The following is a 19355-nucleotide window of genomic DNA, read 5'->3' on the forward strand; positions in this document are numbered from 1 at the left end:
TTATGAAAAAGAATTTAAGTAAATTAAATTTATTTTTAGAATTATTTCAAAAAGGACAAATCCCTAATTGTTATTTGGGTATTAAATATAAAGATCAAGATATATTAAAAAAACTTATTACAGTTACTAATACAAATAACTTAGTTTATTCTCATAGTCTATCTCCTAATTACCTTGAGTATTATGTAAATAAAAAAGAGTATAAAATTGTTAAAATTAAGCAGGCCAATAAAGGGTATGCCATTGATGTTGGGGAGTTTGAAAATTTACAAACATTTTTGGAGGTACAAATGAGTCGTAGAACAAGAAAATCGATAAGGCAATCTATGAGAGGTTTAGAAACTAATTGTAAAGTAAGTTATCGGATGTTTGGTAGCGATATTTCTCAAGATGAATATAATGCCTTGTTTGATGAATTAAGGATTATGCTGGATGATAGGTTTGAGGAGAAAAATGAAGCTGACGAAAAATTAAGCCAATGGTCGGAAATTAAATTAGATTTTTATGAGGCTTTGAACCGTAATAAGGCAGCTATGTTGGTAATTTACAATTCTGATATTCCAATTGGAATATCATTAAATTATTTGGTAAATAATATACTTTTTTGCTGGATATCGGCTTATAATACAAATTACGCAAAATTTAGTTTAGGTTATGTTAATCTTTATAAGGTTGTAGAATGGAGTCTTGAAAATAACTATAAGCTAATAGAATGGGGATATGGCGACCATGATTATAAAATTAAATGGAGCAATAGTGTTTATAATTTTGAACATCATATTATTTACAAAAGGAATTCTTTTATAGGTGTTTTGCTAGGTAAATTTGAATGTAGTAAAGTCTATACCAAAGAGTTTTTAAAACATAATGGTATAGTGGATTGTATGAAAAAAATTAAAAGTAAGCTGAATTGATTTTTATAGCTATAAAAATTACTTAAATAATAAATAAAAGCCTTGAAATTTTAAACCTATGTCAACCTTAATTACTAATCGAGTTAATTTTTATGATGCTATTTTTGAAAGACAAATTATGCCAGATTGTATTTTGAAAATTGGTTACAAGGATACTGGTATTTTACTATATAGTGATGATGATAACTTAAGTAAAGGTATAGAGCAAGAAAACTTCTCAATTCAAATTATACCAGAATATCTTGATATTGGTTATCAAGACCATTTAACTAAAAAAGTAATTAACGAGTATCGATTAGGTTATGCCTCAAAATTAAATGATTTTAAGGATGTAAATAGCTATTTAAGAAGTCAATACGGGAAAAACGCTAAGCCTATTTTAAAGAACGTTAAGCGCTTAGAAATGTGCTTTGATGTTAATTATGTTTTTTACCATGGAGAGATTAAAAAATCGCAATATGATTTTTTAATGGAAGCGCTGCGTAACATGCTTACTAAAAGATTTAAACAAAGAAATGATGCTAATTTTCGCCTAAATGAATGGCAAGAGTTACTTCAAAGAACATACAAGCTTATAGAATTAAAAAAGGCATCTCTTTTTGTTATTTACAATAATGATGAGCCTATCCAAATCAATGTACAGTACCATGTTAAAGATATTTTAATTGGGTCTATAGCTTCTTATAATATAGATTATCAGGTATTTGGTTTGGGGAATACAGGGGTCTATAAACAGATAGAATGGTGTATTTCAAACAACTATTTTATATATGATCAAGGTCATGGCGATTTGGAGTATAAGCGTAGGTGGAGTAACTTAATATATAATTTTAAGCATCATGTTGTCTATTCTAAAAGTGATTTAAAATCTAAGTTTAAAGCAAATATCGAAGTTTTAAAAGTTAGCACGAAAGCATTTTTAAGAAAGAAAAAAGCTGTTGAAACTTTAAAAACAATTAAAAGTAAATTTTCAAGAGAATCACAAGACAAAACGCCCTTTGTTAAAAGCTTCGAGATTATAGAATTAGCAACTATAACGGATGAAATTAATACGTTTACATCAATAAACTGGAAAGCGTCAGAATATCAGTTTTTAGTTAAAAATATTTGTGATTTTTTGTACTATAAATTCGAACACTTTAATAATATAGTAGTACTTCAACACAATTCAGAAAGTGATATCTTTATTATTAAGGGGAAAAATGCTTATCAAAAAGTGGTATTTCATTAAATATGCCTGTTAATTGTATTCTAACCATATTTTTAATGTTGTTTAGGTCCTTAAATTTTATTTTATAATTTCACAGATATATTTAATTTATGATAATAGATTTAAGAAGTGATACAGTAACCAAACCATCGAAAGAAATGCTAGAGGCAATGATGGATGCTCAAGTAGGAGACGATGTGTTTAGAGAGGATCCAACAATTAATAAATTAGAAAAGCATATTTCTGAAATGTTTGGCAAAGAGCAAGCCTTGTTTTTTCCTAGTGGAACTATGGCAAATCAAACAGCCATAAAATTACATACCACTCCTGGAGATCAAGTAATTTGCGATAAATACGCCCATATTTTTAATTATGAATCTGGTGGTGCTGCATTTAATAGTGGTGTGTCTTGTAATTTGATTAATGGAAATAGAGGGATGTTTACAGCTAAGCAAGTTGAAGAAGCTATAAACCCAGATGCTTATTATTATAGTAAAACAGCGTTAGTTGAAATTGAAAACACCACAAATAAGGGGGGTGGAGCAAGTTGGGATTTTAAAGAAATCCTAAGGATTAAGCAAGTTTGTAAGGATAATAAATTAGGTTTTCATTTAGATGGTGCACGATTATGGCATGCCTTAATTTCTAAAAATGAAACTACTAAGCAATACGGCGAAGTATTTGATACTATATCGGTTTGTTTAAGTAAAGGCTTGGGAGCACCAATTGGATCTGTATTAGTTGGAGATTCTGAAATCATGTCTAACGCACTTAGAGTTAGAAAAATCTTTGGTGGCAATATGAGGCAAGCGGGTTATTTGGCAGCGGCTGGATTATATGCTTTAGAAAATAATATGTCGCGTTTAAAAAGTGATCATAAAAAAGCAAAGGAAATTGGAGCGGCTTTAAAGAGTTTGTCGATAATTGCAAGTGTAGAGCCTATTGAAACTAATATTGTTATTTTTCAATTAAAGGAATATATTGTTGAGCAACAATTTGTAAAGAAACTAGCTGATAAAAATATTTTTATTATAAGTATGGGAAGTAGAAAGCTAAGGATGGTTACACATTTAGATTATACAGATAACATGCACGAAATATTATTAAAACAGCTAAGACTTATATAATAAGTAATTGGTTTATATAATTAGGAGTAAATATCCAAAAAAAAAAAAGAGGAGCTAAATTAGCTCCTCTTTTAATTATGTGTTTACACTAAAAATATTAATGATGATGACTGTAATATCTACATTTGCTATAGTATTTACAACTCCAGTGTCTGTAACATTTAGGCTCTGGTTTAACGTACTCACATAGCTCACCACCATTACTGCTAGCACCACTAATTACATTAAATACACCTTTTTCATATCCTGGTCCTATATTAACATCACAATCGGTTGCTATTTTAGTGTAGTAACAGTTGTTAATGTATATATATATGTATTTACCAAAAGTGCCATCATGGTTAGCACCACTAATACTAATAGTTTCACCTGGTTGTACACTTCTGTTACAGTAAATTCTTTTACCGTAGCAAGTGTTTTCATTTCTTTGTACAATGTCAATTTTCTTAGCACATCCCCAATCAAATTCTAATTCTAATTCAGTTACTTCTCCGTCACAATCACTACAAACGTCTTCTTTTTCAGGAACTTCTCTAGTAATTATAAGAGATTGAGATGTGGTAGAAGCAAGAACAATAGCGATTTGTTGTCCACATTGTGGAATAAAACCTTCTCCAGCTTCAGCAGCAGAAACTAATTCCAAACCTAAACTTTCGTTATATGTTTTATCGTTATCCCATTGGTTTATAGGATCGCAAGACAGGTAATCACAATCATTTGTACAGTTGTTTCCTTCACCTTCAATAATTTGCCATATAGCCCATTGGATATGACCGAAAGTATAAGTTCCACCTAGTGGACTTTCAGTACCAATAATATCTTGGTTTAATAACCAGTTAATTTTATCAAAATCATGAGCGTTTTCAAATAAAGGAACTCCAGCGCTTTGCTCTAAACCACTTAGGTCTTCGTAACTTGAATACACATCATATGTGTAAGTAGCAGGAATGCTTATAGTGCCTTCCAAATCGGCACAATAACCATTGTTATCAAGACTTGCTAAGTCACCTTCAGCAATATCAATAGAAATAAAAGCTCCACCAGTATCGCTACAAGCAGCAAATTTAGTATTCACGGTTACCGTTTCTGGTAAATTTAATTCAAATCCTTCGATATCTGGCTCACATGATGATGAACCTCCAGAATAAGACTTACTTGCTAGAGAGAAAGAAAGGTCTTGAGCTGGCATATCAGCTGTTAAATCATTGTTTAAAACAAATGTTTCGTCCTCTTCGCCATCAGAGACTAAGATTTCGTTTTCCATTTCTAATTCGTTTAAAACCACTTCTTCTTCAGAAAGAGCAGAAGCGTCTTCTGTTACTGTCTCATTTTGACAGGAAGCAAATGCTACGAGCATCGCTAACAATAAAATTTTGGTAAGATTTTTCATAATATAATATTAGTTTTTACAATTTACAGTTACAAAGATATCCTAAGGAGCAGATGTTCGCTGTTTTTTTAGATTAAATACCAAACTATTAGTTTTATGAATTTTTGCTTACATCTTGTCGGTTTTATTTACATTTCATAAGGTATTTTAACTTTAAATCATGAAGTTAAAAACAATTTTATTATGAATTTAACGTTTTACAGAGCTCTATTTGAAAATAAATTATTAAAAGCGAATTTTATATGAATTTATAATAAAGGAAGCGTTTTTACTTAAACATGTCCATACCAGGAATATTGGGCATGCCATCCTTGGCTACAGCCGCCAATTCTGTCTCATTTATTTGAGTTGCTTTCTCAATGGCCTTATTTAAGGTTATAACAAGATAGTCTTCCAATTGCTCTTTATCCTTAAGCAACTCATTATCAATTTCAATAGATTTTATTGTTCTATTGGCTGTTAAAGTTACTTTTAGCTTGTTGTCGTTACTCGCTTCATCAATTAAAACGGTATCTAAGCGCTTTTTTGTAGCTTCAACTTTTTTCTGGGTTTCTTTAAGTTTACCCATCATATTCATCATATCTCCAAACATAATTTTAAATATTAGTTATTTTAATACAAAGCTATTTAAATTTTCTATTTTTGGAAGCTTATATTTTATGAATTAATACGCTTTAATTGAAAAACACAAATCAATATCCAGTAGCAAAGAAAATAGCCAAAGAATTAACAATTCATAACGACACACGTATTGATAATTATTATTGGCTTAATGATAAGGAGAACCTAGAAGTAATTGAGTATTTAAATGCGGAAAACGCTTTTACTAAGTCCGTGCTTAAGCATACTGAGGAATTTCAGAAGACTTTGTTTGAAGAAATGAAAGGCCGAATTAAAGAGGATGATACATCTGTACCTTATAAATTAAATGGGTATTGGTATTTAACTAAATACGAGACAGGTAAGGATTACCCCATTTATGTACGTAAAAGAGATACTTTAGATGCAGAGGAGGAGTTGCTTTTTGATTGTAATGGTATGGCAAAGGAGCACTCATATTTTAATTTAGGAGGTATTTCTATTAGTCCTGATAACAAATTAGCAGCTTTTTCTACCGATACTGTTAGCCGACGTCAATATACTATTCAAGTAAAAAACTTAATTACAGGTGAGATTTATTCGGATAAAATAGTAAACACAACAGGTAGTGCTACTTGGGCGAATGATAATAAGACTTTGTTTTATGCCATGAAAGATGAAGTAACCTTGCGCTCTCATAAAATATATAAGCATAAACTAAACGCTGCAAACGATTCAGATGAAGTTGTATTTCATGAAAAAGATGAAACATTTAATACCTTTATATATAAGACAAAATCAAAAAAGTATTTAGTTATAGGGTCTTCAAGTACATTATCTTCTGAATATCGATTTTTAAACGCTGATACACCAGATGGCGATTTTAAAATTTTTCAAAAACGCACAAAGGATTTAGAGTATAATATAGCCCACTATAATGAAAGTTTTTACATTATTTCTAATATTGATAATGCTACAAACTTCAAGATTTCTACGTGTAATGAAACTAATACAGGCAAGGCGTTCTGGAAAGATGTTATTCCGCATAGAAAATCTGTGTTAATTGAGGATATAGAGATTTTTAAAGATTATTTAATCGTTAATGAGCGCGAAAACGGACTTAATAACATTAGGATAATTAGTTGGGATAAAAAGGAAGACTATTATTTACCGTTTAATTCAGAAACCTACACTACATATATAGGTAATAATCCCGATTTTGATAGTGATTTATTACGCTATGGATACAATGCCTTGGACACTCCAGGTTCTGTAATAGATTATAATTTAAAGACAAAGCAAAGTGAAGTAAAAAAAGAACAGGAAATACTTGGTGGCGCATTTAAAAAAGAAAACTATGAGTCTAAGCGCATTTGGGCAACAGCGTCTGATGGTGTAAAAATTCCTATATCGTTAGTATATAGAAAAGGCGTAAAGCTAGATGGTTCAAACCCTGTTTTACAATATGCCTATGGTTCTTATGGTTCAACCATCGACCCTTCATTTTCAAGCGTGCGATTAAGTTTGCTCGATCGTGGTTTTATTTATGCCATTTCACATATTAGAGGAGGAGAGTATTTAGGTCGCGAATGGTATGAAGATGGAAAATTACTCAATAAAAGAAATACGTTTACAGATTTTATAGATTGTTCTAGGTGTCTAATTAAAAAAAAATATACATCTAACAAGCATTTATACGCTTACGGAGGATCGGCAGGTGGTTTGTTAATGGGAAGCATCATTAATATGAATCCCGAATTATATAATGGTATTTTGGCCGCTGTGCCTTTTGTAGATGTGGTTACAACAATGCTAGATGATTCTATTCCTTTAACAACAGGTGAGTATGATGAATGGGGTAACCCAAATCATCCAGAGTACTATAGTTACATGAAATCATATTCTCCTTATGATAATGTTGAAGCTAAAAACTATCCTAATATGCTTGTTACTACAGGTTTGCACGATTCGCAAGTACAGTATTGGGAACCAGCAAAATGGGTAGCGAAATTAAGAGAATTAAAAACAGATTCAAATAAATTATTGTTTCATATTGATATGGATTCTGGCCATGGAGGAGCCTCTGGGCGTTTTGAAAGTTTAAAGGAATTAGCCTTAGAGTATGCGTTTTTACTAGATTTAGAAGGAATTTGTGGTTAATAAAAAAAAAAGTTTTATTTTTGTCCGGTTTAAATTATGATTAATTGCATAATTATGATTTATAAAAAGCTTATATGAAAAACAGAAATCAAGTATTTGATAATGTATTAGATTTGGTAGGCAATACTCCGCTTGTTAAACTAAATAGAATAGCTTCGAAGTTTAAAGGTAACTTTTACGCAAAAGTTGAATCTTTTAACCCAGGACACTCATCTAAAGACAGAATAGCACTTTATATTATAGAAGAAGCCGAAAGAAAAGGAATTTTATCTCCAGGCGATACCATTATAGAAACTACCTCTGGTAATACTGGATTTAGTATTGCAATGGTAAGTATCATAAAAGGGTATGATTGTGTTTTGGCAGTAAGTTCTAAGTCCTCGCCAGACAAAATAGATATGCTAAAAACAATGGGAGCAAAGGTTTATGTTTGTCCAGCTCACGTTAGTGCAGACGACCCAAGATCCTATTACGAAGTAGCTAAGCGTTTACATAGTGAGATTAAAGGTTCGGTTTATATTAACCAATACTTTAATCAATTAAATATTGATGCGCATTATAGATCTACAGGTCCAGAAATTTGGAATCAAACCGAAGGTAAAATAACGCATTTAGTAGCGTGTAGTGGAACAGGTGGTACTATTTCTGGTACAGGAAAGTATTTAAAAGAACAAAACCCAGATATAAAAATTATTGGAGTTGATGCTTTTGGTTCTGTTTTAAAGAAATATCACGAAACTAGAGAGTTCGACGAAAAAGAAATATATCCATATAGAATTGAGGGGTTAGGGAAAAACTTAATTCCTTCTGCCACAGATTTTGATGTTATAGATGAATTTATTAAAGTAACAGATGAGGATAGTGCCCATACAGCAAGGTTAATTGCTAAAAAAGAAGGTATGTTTGTAGGATATACTTCTGGAGCAGCTACCCAGGCATTACTTCAACTTGGCGACGACGGATTGTTTAAAAAAGATGATTATGTAGTTGTTATTTATCCAGATCATGGCGCTCGTTACATGAGTAAAGTGTATAGTGATAAATGGATGAGCGATCAAGGTTTCTTTGATAGCGTAAACGAGGCGGCTGCAGAAAATATACAATACATTAAATAATAGAATTATTAGGATATAAAAAGAGGTAATATTTTGCTAAAATGGTAAAATGTTACCTTTTTTTGGTTTTGTTAATAATTGAGCCTTAAAAATTATGCTCAAACCATATAAATATTTAATTTTGCAGTTACTAACTAAATACTAAAAGCTTCTTTAATTTTAAGCATATCTTGTTTAATTCTCTTTAAAAGCGATTAACTAGTTGTAGTTATGTCTTAATTTTAATAGCAATACGATTATAATAAATGAAAGATTTATTCGAAAAAATTTACAAAGACAAAGGGCCATTAGGTAAATGGGCGTCACAAGCAGAAGGTTACTTTGTATTTCCTAAGTTAGAAGGAGCAATTTCTAACCGTATGAAATTTCAAGGAAAAGATGTTATTACCTGGAGTATCAATGATTATCTAGGTTTAGCAAATCATCCTGAAGTACGTAAGGTTGATGCTGAAGCAGCTGCTGAATATGGTTCTGCTTATCCAATGGGAGCTAGAATGATGTCTGGTCACACAGATTTACATGAAAAACTTCAAAATGAATTAGCATCATTTGTTAGCAAAGAAGCTGCTTATCTTTTAAATTTTGGTTATCAAGGTATGGTTTCTACTATAGACGCATTGGTAGCTAAAGATGATATTATTGTTTATGATGTTGATGCGCACGCATGTATTATTGATGGTGTTCGTTTACATATGGGAAAACGTTTTACCTATAAGCACAACGATATTGTTAGTTTAGAAAAGAATTTAGAGCGTGCTACTAAAATGGCCGAACAAACAGGTGGAGGGATTCTTGTAATTTCTGAAGGTGTTTTTGGAATGCGTGGTGAGCAAGGGCGCTTAAAAGAAATTGTAGCACTTAAAAAGAAATTTAATTTCAGATTATTTGTTGATGATGCTCATGGTTTCGGAACTTTAGGAGCAACAGGAGCAGGTGCAGGTGAAGAGCAAGGTGTTCAAGATGATATTGATGTTTATTTTGCAACTTTTGCTAAGTCTTTAGCAAGTACAGGAGCTTTTATTGCGGGAGATCAAGAAATAATTGATTACTTAAAATATAATTTACGTTCTCAAATGTTTGCAAAATCTTTGCAAATGCAATTGGTGGTTGGTGCACTTAAGCGTTTAGAAATGCTTAAAACTATGCCTGAGTTGAAAAATAAATTATGGGAGAATGTTAATGCATTACAATCTGGTTTAAAAGAGCGTGGTTTCGATATCGGTACAACTCAAAGTTGTGTAACGCCAGTATACTTAAAGGGAAGTATTCCTGAGGCTATGGCTTTAGTAAGAGACTTGCGTGAGAATTACGGAATATTCTGTTCTATAGTAGTTTACCCTGTTATACCTAAAGGGTTAATTCTACTTAGATTGATACCTACAGCAACACATACTTTAGAAGATGTTTCCGAAACTCTAGATGCTTTTGATGCAATTAGGGACCGATTAGAAAACGGAACATACAAGCGTTTATCTGCAGCTTTAATAGCTGCTATGGGCGAGTAGATTATCACATATATTTATAAAAAAAATCCGATTCAAAATTGAATCGGATTTTTTTTATGCAAGATTTTTTCTGAATGTTTTTCGTCGTTTATAAACTTCTGGCGAAAAGTGCTTCCATATTTTATGAATGGCTTCGTTATCTTCTAACTCCGGAGTTCTGTAGCAAGTTTCTATGCCTTTAGCTTTAAAGGTTTCGTAGTATTCATTAAATATTACAGCATGAACCCCTTTGTTTTGGTAGTCTGGATGAATGCCTATTAAATAAAATATAACGTCTTTACTATTCTTTTTTGCATTTAATATATGTCTAAATCCAAATGGAAATAATTTACCATTCATTTTCTGTAAAGCTTTAGCGAAAGCGGGCATAACAATAGCGAAACCAATCATTTTATCATCTTTATCTACAACAAATTTGATGTATTCAGGATTTATAAAACTTATAAATTTCTTTTTAAAATAGGCTTTTTGTACCTCATTAATAGCAACAAAAGAAGACAGGGATGCGTAGCTTTCATTAAATAAATCGAACATTTTATCTGCATAGGGCATAACCTCTTCTGTAGTTGTTAATTTTAAAGCTTTAAGTTGATAGCGTCTTTTAATAAGTTCTTGTGCTTTTTTGAAAAACTCGGGCTTCACATTTTCAAAAGGAAATTTACTTTCAGAATATGATTTTTCAACCTCGTAACCAGCATCCCTATAATGTTTAGCATAGTAGGCATGGTTGTACCACGTTACCATTGGTGCTATAGAATCGAAACCTTCTGTCATTACACCAACTTTATCTAAATTAGAAAATCCTACAGGACCTTCTGTATATTCCAAGTTATAAGTTTTTCCAATTTTTTCTACTTCATTTAATAGTGTTTTAGATACGTCTTGATCATCAATAAAATCAAACCATCCAAAACGCATTTTTTTTATTTTCTGCTCTTTAATTTCTAACCAGTTTACTATAGCAGCTATTCTACCTACTATAACACCGTTTTTGTATGCTAAAAACAGTTGTGCTTCTGCATCATCAAAAACAGGGTTTTCTTTTTTACTAAAGGTTTTTATTTCTTGGCTAATAATAGGAGGAACCCAGAATTCTGAGTCTTTATAGAGTTTAAAAGGAAACTTTACAAAAGCTTTTAGTTCCTTTTTATTTTTTACTTCTTTAAGTGTTATCATATATTTTGGTTAGCAATTAATGAGGTTTAATCATCAAAATCTACGTCTTTCTTTTTGCGTTTATTAATTTTTTCAGGATTATCTGCTTCTTTATTCTTTTTCTTCTTTTTTCCTTTAGCTTCTGGTAATTGAAATCCGCCTTGATCATCAGCAGACGTGCCGTTGTCAATCTCTTTATCCTTATGGAAATCCAAGCGGTAAGACGCTCCAAAATTAACACCAAATACCGATGGTGTGTCTTTAGTGTTAAAGGTTGCGGCGGTGTCTAATTGAAAGTTTTTAGATAATAAATAGGCGCCACCAAATCTAAAAAGATTGTCTGCATAAAAATCACTATGTATACCTTGTGTTTCACCAAAAACAACCCATTTAGGACTAAAGGAGTGTGTTAAAGTTAAAATATATTGAAAATCAGATTGTTCTGTTCCAATTCTGTCTTTTATTAAATTCATTACAAACACCCATCCTCCAGAAAAATTGTTTTGCGTAGCAATCATTACCTTAGGGCTAAACCCTTCAATACCAGAATAGGTGTAAGGATTAGGTTTTGTGTCGTAATTTGCTCCTAAGTATACAGATACTGCAGGAATTAAAGTTTTCCATTTAAATTGTCTATTAGCTTTCCAACTGTAAAGGTTAGGTTTATCCTCTTCAGCGTTCTTATAAGGGTCGTATACAAGGTATTTAGCGCCTATAGCCAAAAATTTAAAATTACCTCGATCTTCATCAGAAGAAAAATTGGAAGCAAATGTTTTTGTGTCATTTTGGTAGGTACCTTCAATATTTAATTCTAATTCTTCAAATAATAGTCCGTATCGTGCGGCAAAATCAACTCCAAAACCAGAAACTTCATAGGCTGCTGCCGGTGTTCTTTCTTCCTTAACACTATAAGGTCCTATTTCTAATTGTGCCACATTGGTACCTACAGAAAAAGCACTTCTAGATACTCCAGGTCTATTAGAATTAATTACATCTGTATATTGACAAAATGCCTGAGTAGTTACTAAGCATAGCAGGAAAAATAATTTAGATTTTATTGGGGTCATAATACTAAGGTTTAATTTTTTCTTTAATAAAATGTATTAAAGGTTGTCAAATATAGATATTTTATGCTTTTTTTATCATTCTTGAGCCTTTTTTAAACGGATAGAATTGTATTTTTGTTAAATTAAATCATAAAAGTAAAAAAATGGGTTTATTAAAAACCATTCTTATAATAGCCTTAGTATATTACGGAATTAAAATTCTTTCTAGGATTTTCGCGCCTTTACTGCTTAAATTCGCTGCTAAAAAAGCCGAAGAACGTTTTGGAGGTCAGTTTGGTCAATTTCAAAAAAGACAAAATCAACAGTCTCAAAAAAAGGAAGGCGAAATAACTATTGATAAAATCCCGGAAACAAAAACTTCAAACAAAAATGTTGGAGAATATGTGGATTATGAGGAAATAGAGTAGTGCTCTCTTTTTAATTGTTTCGCTTACTAGGAATTATGCCCTTAAAGTTTAGTAATCTCATTATACTTAATTCTGAAAAATTATAACTATTTTTCAGAATCATTTTCTTAAATACGATTCATGCCATTATCAATTAAAAAATTATTACCCCACGTATTAGTTTTATTAGGTTTTATAGTAATTTCATTAGCATATTTTAGTCCTGTTTTACAAGGTAAAGCTATTTATCAAAATGATATCGTGCAGTACATTGGTATGAGCAAACAGCAAAAAGACTTTAAAGCTGATACCGGCGAAGAAACGTATTGGACCAATAGTGCTTTTGGAGGTATGCCAACGTATCAATTGGGTGCAAAATACCCGCATAACTACATTAAAAAATTAGATTTAGCCTTACGGTTTTTACCTCGTCCGGCAGACTATTTATTTCTGTATTTGTTAAGTTTTTATGTGTTTTTACTAGTGTTAAAAGTCGATTTTAAATTGGCTGCTTTAGGCGCTCTAGCCTTCGGTTTTTCTACGTATTTAATTATAATTTTAGGAGTTGGGCATAATAGTAAAGCGCATGCTATAGCTTATATGCCGTTGGTTTTAAGCGGTATCTTATTGGTGTTTCAAAAACGATACATTCTTGGTTTTTTACTAACAACTATAGCTATGGGGTTGGAGTTAGTATCTAATCATTTTCAAATGACGTACTACCTAATGTTTTTGGTTATCATATTAGGTATTGCATATTTAGTAGATGCTTATAAAAAACAAATGTTGCCTCATTACTTTAAATCCCTTGGTATTTTGGTTGTTGCTGTTATTTTATCTATAGCGCTAAATGCTACTAACTTTTTAGCTACCAACGAATATGTTAAAGAGAGTAAACGTGGTAAAAGTGAGCTGACAATCAATCCTGATGGTTCGCCTAAAGAAATTACAAATGGTTTAGATCGAGACTATATAACTCAGTTTAGTTATGGTATTGTGGAAACTTTTAATCTATTTATACCTCGTTTTACAGGTGGAGGAAACTCCGAAGATGTTGGTAAAGGCTCTGCTACTTATGAAGCCTTTAGAAAATTAGGAGCAACCACAACTCAAGCAGCACAGGAAGCGAGTCGTGCACCAACGTATTGGGGCGACCAGCCTATTGTTGAAGCGCCAGCATATATAGGGGCAGTCGTATTATTTTTATTTGTTTTTGCTCTGTTTTTAGTAAAAGGCAGATTAAAATGGTGGCTTGTTGGAGGTACATTACTGTCTTTATTGTTGTCTTACGGAAAGAATTTAGGTTTTTTAACGGACTTATTTATTGATTTTGTACCGCTATATAATAAATTCCGAGCGGTTAGTTCAATTCAGGTTATTTTAGAATTATGCGTACCGGCTTTAGCTATTTTCGGGTTGGTGAGGCTTTTTAGTGATTATGAAGGTAAAGAAGTTAAGCTTAAAGCCTTAAAATATTCGGTAGGTATTACCGCAGGTTTGGCTTTGTTGTTTTTGTTGTTTAAATCGTCTTTATTTGATTTTGTTGGAACTAACGATGGTTTTTATCGTCAAAATTACGGGCAAGATTTTGTTGATGCTCTAAAAGCAGATAGAAAATCTATGTTTACAGCAGATACTTTTAGAACTTTGGTTTTAGTGTTATTATCAGCGGGTACTATTTATTTCTTTTTAACCGAAAAGCTAAAAGAAAAATGGGTTATTGTAGCCTTTGGGGCATTAATCCTTTTTGATTTGGTTGGTGTAGATAGACGCTACGTTAATAATGATGATTTTGTTTCTGGAATTCAAATGAATAAACCATTTCAGGCAACAGAGGTGGATCAATATATTTTAAAAGATAAATCGCATTATAAGGTGTACGATTTGGTTTCAGGGCCATCAAAACCATCATATTACCATAATTCTTTAAATGGTTATAATGCGGCGGAATTAAGACGTTATCGCGAAGTATTCGATTTTTATATTTCTAGAAACAATATTAATGTGCTAAATATGCTAAATGCAAAGTATATTGTAGCGCAAGATGAAGAAGGAGGAGCGTTTCCTTTTAAAAATGAAAGTGCTAATGGTAATGCTTGGTTTATAAGTGCTTTAGAAGAAGTAAAGTCGGCTAATGAGGAAATTAAGGCCTTAGATAGTTTAGATTCTAAAAACAAGGCGGTTTACATGAAACCTGCGTTATTAGATGAGAATATTAAAAATAGTTATGCCGTAGATTCTTTAGCGCGTATTGATTTAAAGGCGTTTACACCTAACTACTTAAAATATGAAACCAATAACTCAAATGATGGTTTTGCGGTGTTCTCGGAAATCTATTACCCTAAAGGCTGGAAAACTTTTATCGACGGAAAAGAAACAAATCATATGCGCGTAAACTATATTTTACGTGGTATGCAAATTCCAAAAGGAACACATATTATTGAGTTCAAGTTTGATCCAGATGTGGTTAAAATGGGAAGTAAAATAACCTTAGCAAGTTCAATATTGTTAGGTTTATTAATACTTGGTGGTTTGTTTTATGAGTTCAAAAAGAATAAAAGTGTCTAAAAAAACGCTAATAATAACCTACTATTGGCCACCTGCTGGCGGACCAGGTGTTCAGCGTTGGTTGAAATTTGTTAAGTATTTACCAGAGTTAGACATTGATCCTATTGTTTTTATTCCAGAAAACCCTAATTATCCTATTGTAGATGAAAGTTTGGAGCTTGAAGTATCAGATAAAATAACTATAATTAAACATCCAATAAAGGAGCCATATAGATGGGCGGGGTTATTTTCGAAAAAGTCTTCAAAAACCATTAGTAAAGGGATTATTTCAAATGAGAAACAGCAGACTTTTGTCGAAAAGGTTATGCTTTTTGTGCGTGGAAACTTTTTTATACCAGATGCTAGAGTAGGCTGGGTAAAGCCTTCGGTGGTCTATCTTGGTAATTATATTAAAAACGAAAATATAGAATCTATTATTACTACAGGGCCGCCACATAGTGTGCATCTTATTGGTTTAGAATTAAAACAGAGGTTAGGCGTAAAGTGGTTAGCAGATTTTAGAGATCCATGGACAACCATTGGTTATCATAAGCAGCTAAAGTTAATGGCTAGTTCTGGAGCTAAGCATAAAGCTCTAGAGAAACAAGTTTTAAACACTGCAGATCAAATTATAGTTACAAGCTTTACTACTAAAAAAGAGTTTGAAGCTATAACCAGTAAACCCATTGAGGTTATTACAAATGGTTATGATAACGAAGCTCATGTAGATTTTAATTTGGATTCTAAATTTACTTTGGCTCATATAGGTTCTTTATTATCCAAAAGAAATCCTGAAATATTTTGGAAAGTTCTAAGCGATTTGGTTATCGAAAACTCAAGTTTGGCTAAAGACCTACAACTTAATTTTGTTGGTTTTGTTAGTGATGAAGTATTAGGTTCTATTGAAAAGTATGATTTAAGTAATTATGTTAATAACATAGGGTATGTGTCGCATAAAGAAGCTATTAAATTTCAAAAACAATCTCAAATTTTATTGTTGATAGAAATAGATTCAGAAGATACAAAGTGTATAGTTCCGGGTAAATTGTTTGAGTATATGGTTTCAAATAGACCTATAGTTGCTATTGGTCCAAAAGATTCCGATGTTCAGGAAATTATAAAAGAAACCAATACGGGGCACTACTTTAATTACAATGATTACGACTCATTAAAAAGAATTATCTTAGAGCATTATAATGCTTTTCTTAATAATAGTTTACAAACGCATCCCGTTGGTTTGCAAAAGTATCATAGAAAAGCGCTCACCAAATCATTAACTAGTTTATTATAATGGGCGTCGTTGCAACACAATCCTTTAAGAATATTATTTCAACCTATTTAGGGTTTTTTATAGGCGCTATAAATACATTATTTCTTTATACTGAGTTTTTAACCGACGATTATTACGGAATGGTAGGGTATATGCTGTCTTTGGCTTATGTTATTATGCCGTTAATGTCTTTTGGTATGCATAATACTTTGGTTAAATTCTATTCTACATTTAAAACAAGAGTGGCGTTAAATAGTTTTTTAACACTAATGTTAATACTGCCTATTTGCATTATACTTCCATTAATATTGATTGTCTATTTTAGTCATGATGCCATTGCTGATTTTCTATCAAGTGAAAATGAAATAATAAAAGGTTATTTATGGCACACCTTTATTATAGCGGTTGCTTTGGCTTATTTTGAAGTGTTTTTCGCTTGGGCAAAAGTGCAAATGCAAACGGTGTTTGGGAATTTCATGAAAGAAGTTTTTCATAGGGTTGGCACTATGCTGCTGTTGCTTGCATTGCATTTTGAGGTAATAAGTTTGGAGCAGTTTATGGTTGGCCTTGTGGTTATTTATGTATTGCGGATGTTGGTTATGAAAGTGTATGCTTTTAGTATAAAATTACCAGTTATTACATTTAAAAAAGTAAGTGGGTTAAGTAGTATTTTAAAGTATTCTGCTTTAATTATTGTTGCAGGCCTAATAGCTACTCAGCTTTTGGATATCGATAAAGTTATGATGGGGCAGTACCTAAACCCTATGCGGAATATTGCGTATTACAATGTAGCTATTTTTATTTCGACAGTTATAGCGGTGCCGCAACGCGCTATGCATCAATTATTGTCGCCTATGTCGGCAAAATATTTAAACGATCGAGATTTTAATTCCTTGGAAGATTTGTATAAGCGTAGTTCTTTAAGCTTATTTGTAGTTGGTGGATTAATTTTTTTATTAATTATTTTAAACATAAACCAATTATACCTTATTATAGATGAAGAGTACAGCGTAGGCTTGTATGTTGTACTTTTAATTAGTGTTTCTAAACTTTACGATTCGCTTTTAGGTAGTAATAATGCCATTCTATTTAATAGTGATTATTATAGATTGGTTTTAATAATAGGTGTTGTTATAATAGCGGTAATGATTTTATTAAATATTGTGTTAATACCCATGTACGGCATAAATGGCGCTGCGATTGCCACCTTTGTAGCGGTTTTTTTATACAATACCATAAAGCTGTATTTTGTTTACAGAAAGTTTAAAATGTTTCCGTTTACTAATTCTACCTTAAAAATAGCTTGCCTTTTACTATTTTGTGCGCTCCTGTTTTACTTTTGGGAGTTTCCTTTTCATCCTATTTTAAATATAGGAATCAAAACCATTTTAATTAGTCTGCTTTATATTTTTGTTATTTATAGGTTCAATTTATCTGATGATATTTCAGCGGTTATTAAAAAGTATTTAAAGCTGAAATAATTGCTTATTATTTCCGCGAAAGCGAAAACAATAACCGTGTTTAGTGGGGAATAGGGGATTGAATTGTGAAGAGTTCTGCATTTATTGAAATAACTAAACTCACGTAAAAAGAAAAACCCCACGATGTTGCTTTGAGGCAAACTTTTCGTAGGGATTTTCAAACTAACCAACCAAAATTGTTATGATCTTCGTCTTGTCGATGTCGATCTTGTATTGTTGCTAGAGGTACTTCTGCTTTGTGTTGCTCTTTGTGTTCTGTTTTGCGTAGACTTCGAAACTGTACGTTTTTGAGTTGTTCTTGGTTTACTTACAGTACGTTGAGCTACTTGCGTACTTCTAGTTTTATTATTGTTTCTATTATATGTACGTGTATTTGTTGCTTTTGGTTTTTGAACTGTAGTAGTTTTTTTATTACGTGTTACCGTATTGTTTCTAGTACTTGTTCTATTACCAATATTATTAGTGTTTCCTGTAGTTCTTCTGTTAACTATTTTAGTGTTATTTCTATTAGTTGTTGTTGTTCTTGAAATGTTATTATCAGTTCTATTATCGCGTCTGGTAACTTGCTTATTTGCTTTACCATTAGTTCTAGTGCTTCTATTTACTGTGCTATTTGCGCGTCTTGTGTTTGAGTTGTTGTTAGCTACAGTTCTTTTATAGTTTGCATGTCTATTAACTTGTGTTACATTTCTTTTGCTTCTATTTACGGTTGCGTAACTTCTGTTTCTAGAAATTGTATTTCCTCTTCTAGTTGCAATAGCTGTTCTTGGTCTGTAATTGTTTTGAAACGCTCTATGATACGTGTAACGTACAGGGTTGTAAAATTGTCTGTAAGGTCTGTTGTATACTACACAGTAGTCTCTAGCTGGGATGCTGTAATATCTGTGCCATGGTCTAAAAACATAGCCTCTGTTGTAAATATTGATAAACCCAGAGTAGTGAGAAAACACATTGTTTCTGTAATATACATTTAAACCACCAATACGGTTTATATAACCAAAGTTGTTATAATAGATGTTTACATTTCCTGCTTGACTAATACGGCCGTAGTAATCATAGTAAATAGGAATATTTTCTATTTGAATTATTGCTCCGTATTCATCATATTGCACGTAAGCGTTGTAATCGTAACCAGTATTAAAACTAACGTTTACGTTTCTTGTGTTAATACTTACTCCAAAATTAGAGGTGTTTCTAAGTAAATTGAAATCGAATTGTCCATCTCTAAAAACAGAAAACTCTACACCATCTACATTAAATATAAAAGAGTTTCCATAACCTCTATAATATGTTGCGGCTTCATTTGCGTTTGTTTCGGTGTTGGTTGTGGTTGCGTTAACAGTAAATCCTGTAAGGACTAAACCTGCTAATAAGAATATAAACTTTTTCATAACTATAATTTTTTATGGGTTACTGTTTTAGTAATTACAACCATCGTGCCAAAAAACG

15 protein-coding genes are annotated in these 19355 nt (G+C 31.8%); 10 read left to right on the forward strand and 5 right to left on the reverse strand.

Annotation, left to right across the window (positions count from 1 at the left end; genetic code table 11):
- Nucleotides 1-2: 2 nt before the first annotated feature.
- The 3 genes from HNQ90_RS08455 (at nucleotide 3) to HNQ90_RS08465 (ending at nucleotide 3251) form a co-directional block, all read left to right on the forward strand.
- Entirely contained in the window at nucleotides 3-914 is a 912-nt protein-coding gene (locus HNQ90_RS08455) for a GNAT family N-acetyltransferase (RefSeq protein ID WP_144115959.1), read from the forward strand.
- Nucleotides 915-972: 58 nt separating this feature from the next.
- A complete protein-coding gene (locus HNQ90_RS08460) occupies nucleotides 973-2145 on the forward strand; it encodes a GNAT family N-acetyltransferase (protein ID WP_144115958.1) in 1173 nt (390 codons plus the stop codon).
- An 89-nt stretch (nucleotides 2146-2234) separates the two neighbouring features.
- Complete coding sequence (locus HNQ90_RS08465; RefSeq protein ID WP_144115957.1) at nucleotides 2235-3251, forward strand: threonine aldolase family protein; 1017 nt, start codon at nucleotides 2235-2237, stop codon at nucleotides 3249-3251.
- 97 nt (nucleotides 3252-3348) lie between these two features.
- Here the strand turns inward: HNQ90_RS08465 and HNQ90_RS08470 are convergent, their stop codons facing one another.
- Nucleotides 3349-4641, reverse strand: coding sequence for a hypothetical protein (locus HNQ90_RS08470; protein ID WP_144115956.1), 1293 nt, complete (start codon nucleotides 4639-4641; stop codon nucleotides 3349-3351).
- Nucleotides 4642-4909: 268 nt separating this feature from the next.
- Complete coding sequence (locus tag HNQ90_RS08475; RefSeq protein WP_144115955.1) at nucleotides 4910-5233, reverse strand: YbaB/EbfC family nucleoid-associated protein; 324 nt, start codon at nucleotides 5231-5233, stop codon at nucleotides 4910-4912.
- Nucleotides 5234-5319: 86 nt separating this feature from the next.
- Between HNQ90_RS08475 and HNQ90_RS08480 the strand changes: the two genes are divergently transcribed.
- The 3 genes from HNQ90_RS08480 to capB all read left to right on the forward strand — a co-directional run bounded on the left by HNQ90_RS08480 (nucleotide 5320) and on the right by capB (nucleotide 10000).
- Nucleotides 5320-7380, forward strand: a complete 2061-nt coding sequence (locus tag HNQ90_RS08480; RefSeq protein WP_144115954.1) for a S9 family peptidase — start codon at nucleotides 5320-5322, stop codon at nucleotides 7378-7380.
- 74 nt (nucleotides 7381-7454) lie between these two features.
- Nucleotides 7455-8495: a cysteate synthase gene (gene capA / locus HNQ90_RS08485; RefSeq protein WP_144115953.1), complete on the forward strand. Its 1041-nt coding sequence runs from the start codon at nucleotides 7455-7457 to the stop codon at nucleotides 8493-8495.
- Between the two features lie 245 nt (nucleotides 8496-8740).
- Entirely contained in the window at nucleotides 8741-10000 is a 1260-nt protein-coding gene (capB, locus tag HNQ90_RS08490; protein WP_144115952.1) for a cysteate-C-fatty acyltransferase, read from the forward strand.
- Nucleotides 10001-10054: 54 nt separating this feature from the next.
- On the opposite strand, the gene HNQ90_RS08495 is transcribed toward capB, so the two are convergent.
- Nucleotides 10055-11176: a GNAT family N-acetyltransferase gene (locus HNQ90_RS08495; protein WP_144115951.1), complete on the reverse strand. Its 1122-nt coding sequence runs from the start codon at nucleotides 11174-11176 to the stop codon at nucleotides 10055-10057.
- Nucleotides 11177-11202: 26 nt separating this feature from the next.
- Nucleotides 11203-12222, reverse strand: coding sequence for a transporter (locus HNQ90_RS08500; protein ID WP_144115950.1), 1020 nt, complete (start codon nucleotides 12220-12222; stop codon nucleotides 11203-11205).
- Nucleotides 12223-12365: 143 nt separating this feature from the next.
- Here HNQ90_RS08500 and HNQ90_RS08505 point away from each other — a divergent pair, with 143 nt between their 5' ends.
- The 4 genes from HNQ90_RS08505 to HNQ90_RS08520 all read left to right on the forward strand — a co-directional run bounded on the left by HNQ90_RS08505 (nucleotide 12366) and on the right by HNQ90_RS08520 (nucleotide 17906).
- A complete protein-coding gene (locus tag HNQ90_RS08505) occupies nucleotides 12366-12629 on the forward strand; it encodes a DUF4834 family protein (RefSeq protein ID WP_144115949.1) in 264 nt (87 codons plus the stop codon).
- 120 nt (nucleotides 12630-12749) lie between these two features.
- Complete coding sequence (locus HNQ90_RS08510; RefSeq protein ID WP_144115948.1) at nucleotides 12750-15176, forward strand: YfhO family protein; 2427 nt, start codon at nucleotides 12750-12752, stop codon at nucleotides 15174-15176.
- On the forward strand, nucleotides 15148-16446 hold the full coding sequence (locus HNQ90_RS08515) for a glycosyltransferase family 4 protein (RefSeq protein ID WP_144115947.1): 1299 nt from the start codon (nucleotides 15148-15150) through the stop codon (nucleotides 16444-16446). Before HNQ90_RS08510 ends, HNQ90_RS08515 begins: the two co-directional genes overlap by 29 nt.
- Nucleotides 16446-17906 carry an MATE family efflux transporter gene (locus HNQ90_RS08520; protein WP_144115946.1) on the forward strand — a complete coding sequence of 487 codons (1461 nt, stop codon included), beginning with the start codon at nucleotides 16446-16448 and terminating at the stop codon, nucleotides 17904-17906. The genes HNQ90_RS08515 and HNQ90_RS08520 overlap by 1 nt, the downstream gene beginning before the upstream one ends.
- 179 nt (nucleotides 17907-18085) lie before the next feature.
- On the opposite strand, the gene HNQ90_RS08525 is transcribed toward HNQ90_RS08520, so the two are convergent.
- On the reverse strand, nucleotides 18086-19297 hold the full coding sequence (locus HNQ90_RS08525; RefSeq protein ID WP_144115945.1) for a hypothetical protein: 1212 nt from the start codon (nucleotides 19295-19297) through the stop codon (nucleotides 18086-18088).
- Nucleotides 19298-19355 lie beyond the last annotated feature (58 nt).

Origin of the sequence: Algibacter amylolyticus (assembly GCF_014202225.1) — a bacterium.
GTDB classification, from domain to species: Bacteria; Bacteroidota; Bacteroidia; order Flavobacteriales; family Flavobacteriaceae; genus Algibacter_B; species Algibacter_B amylolyticus.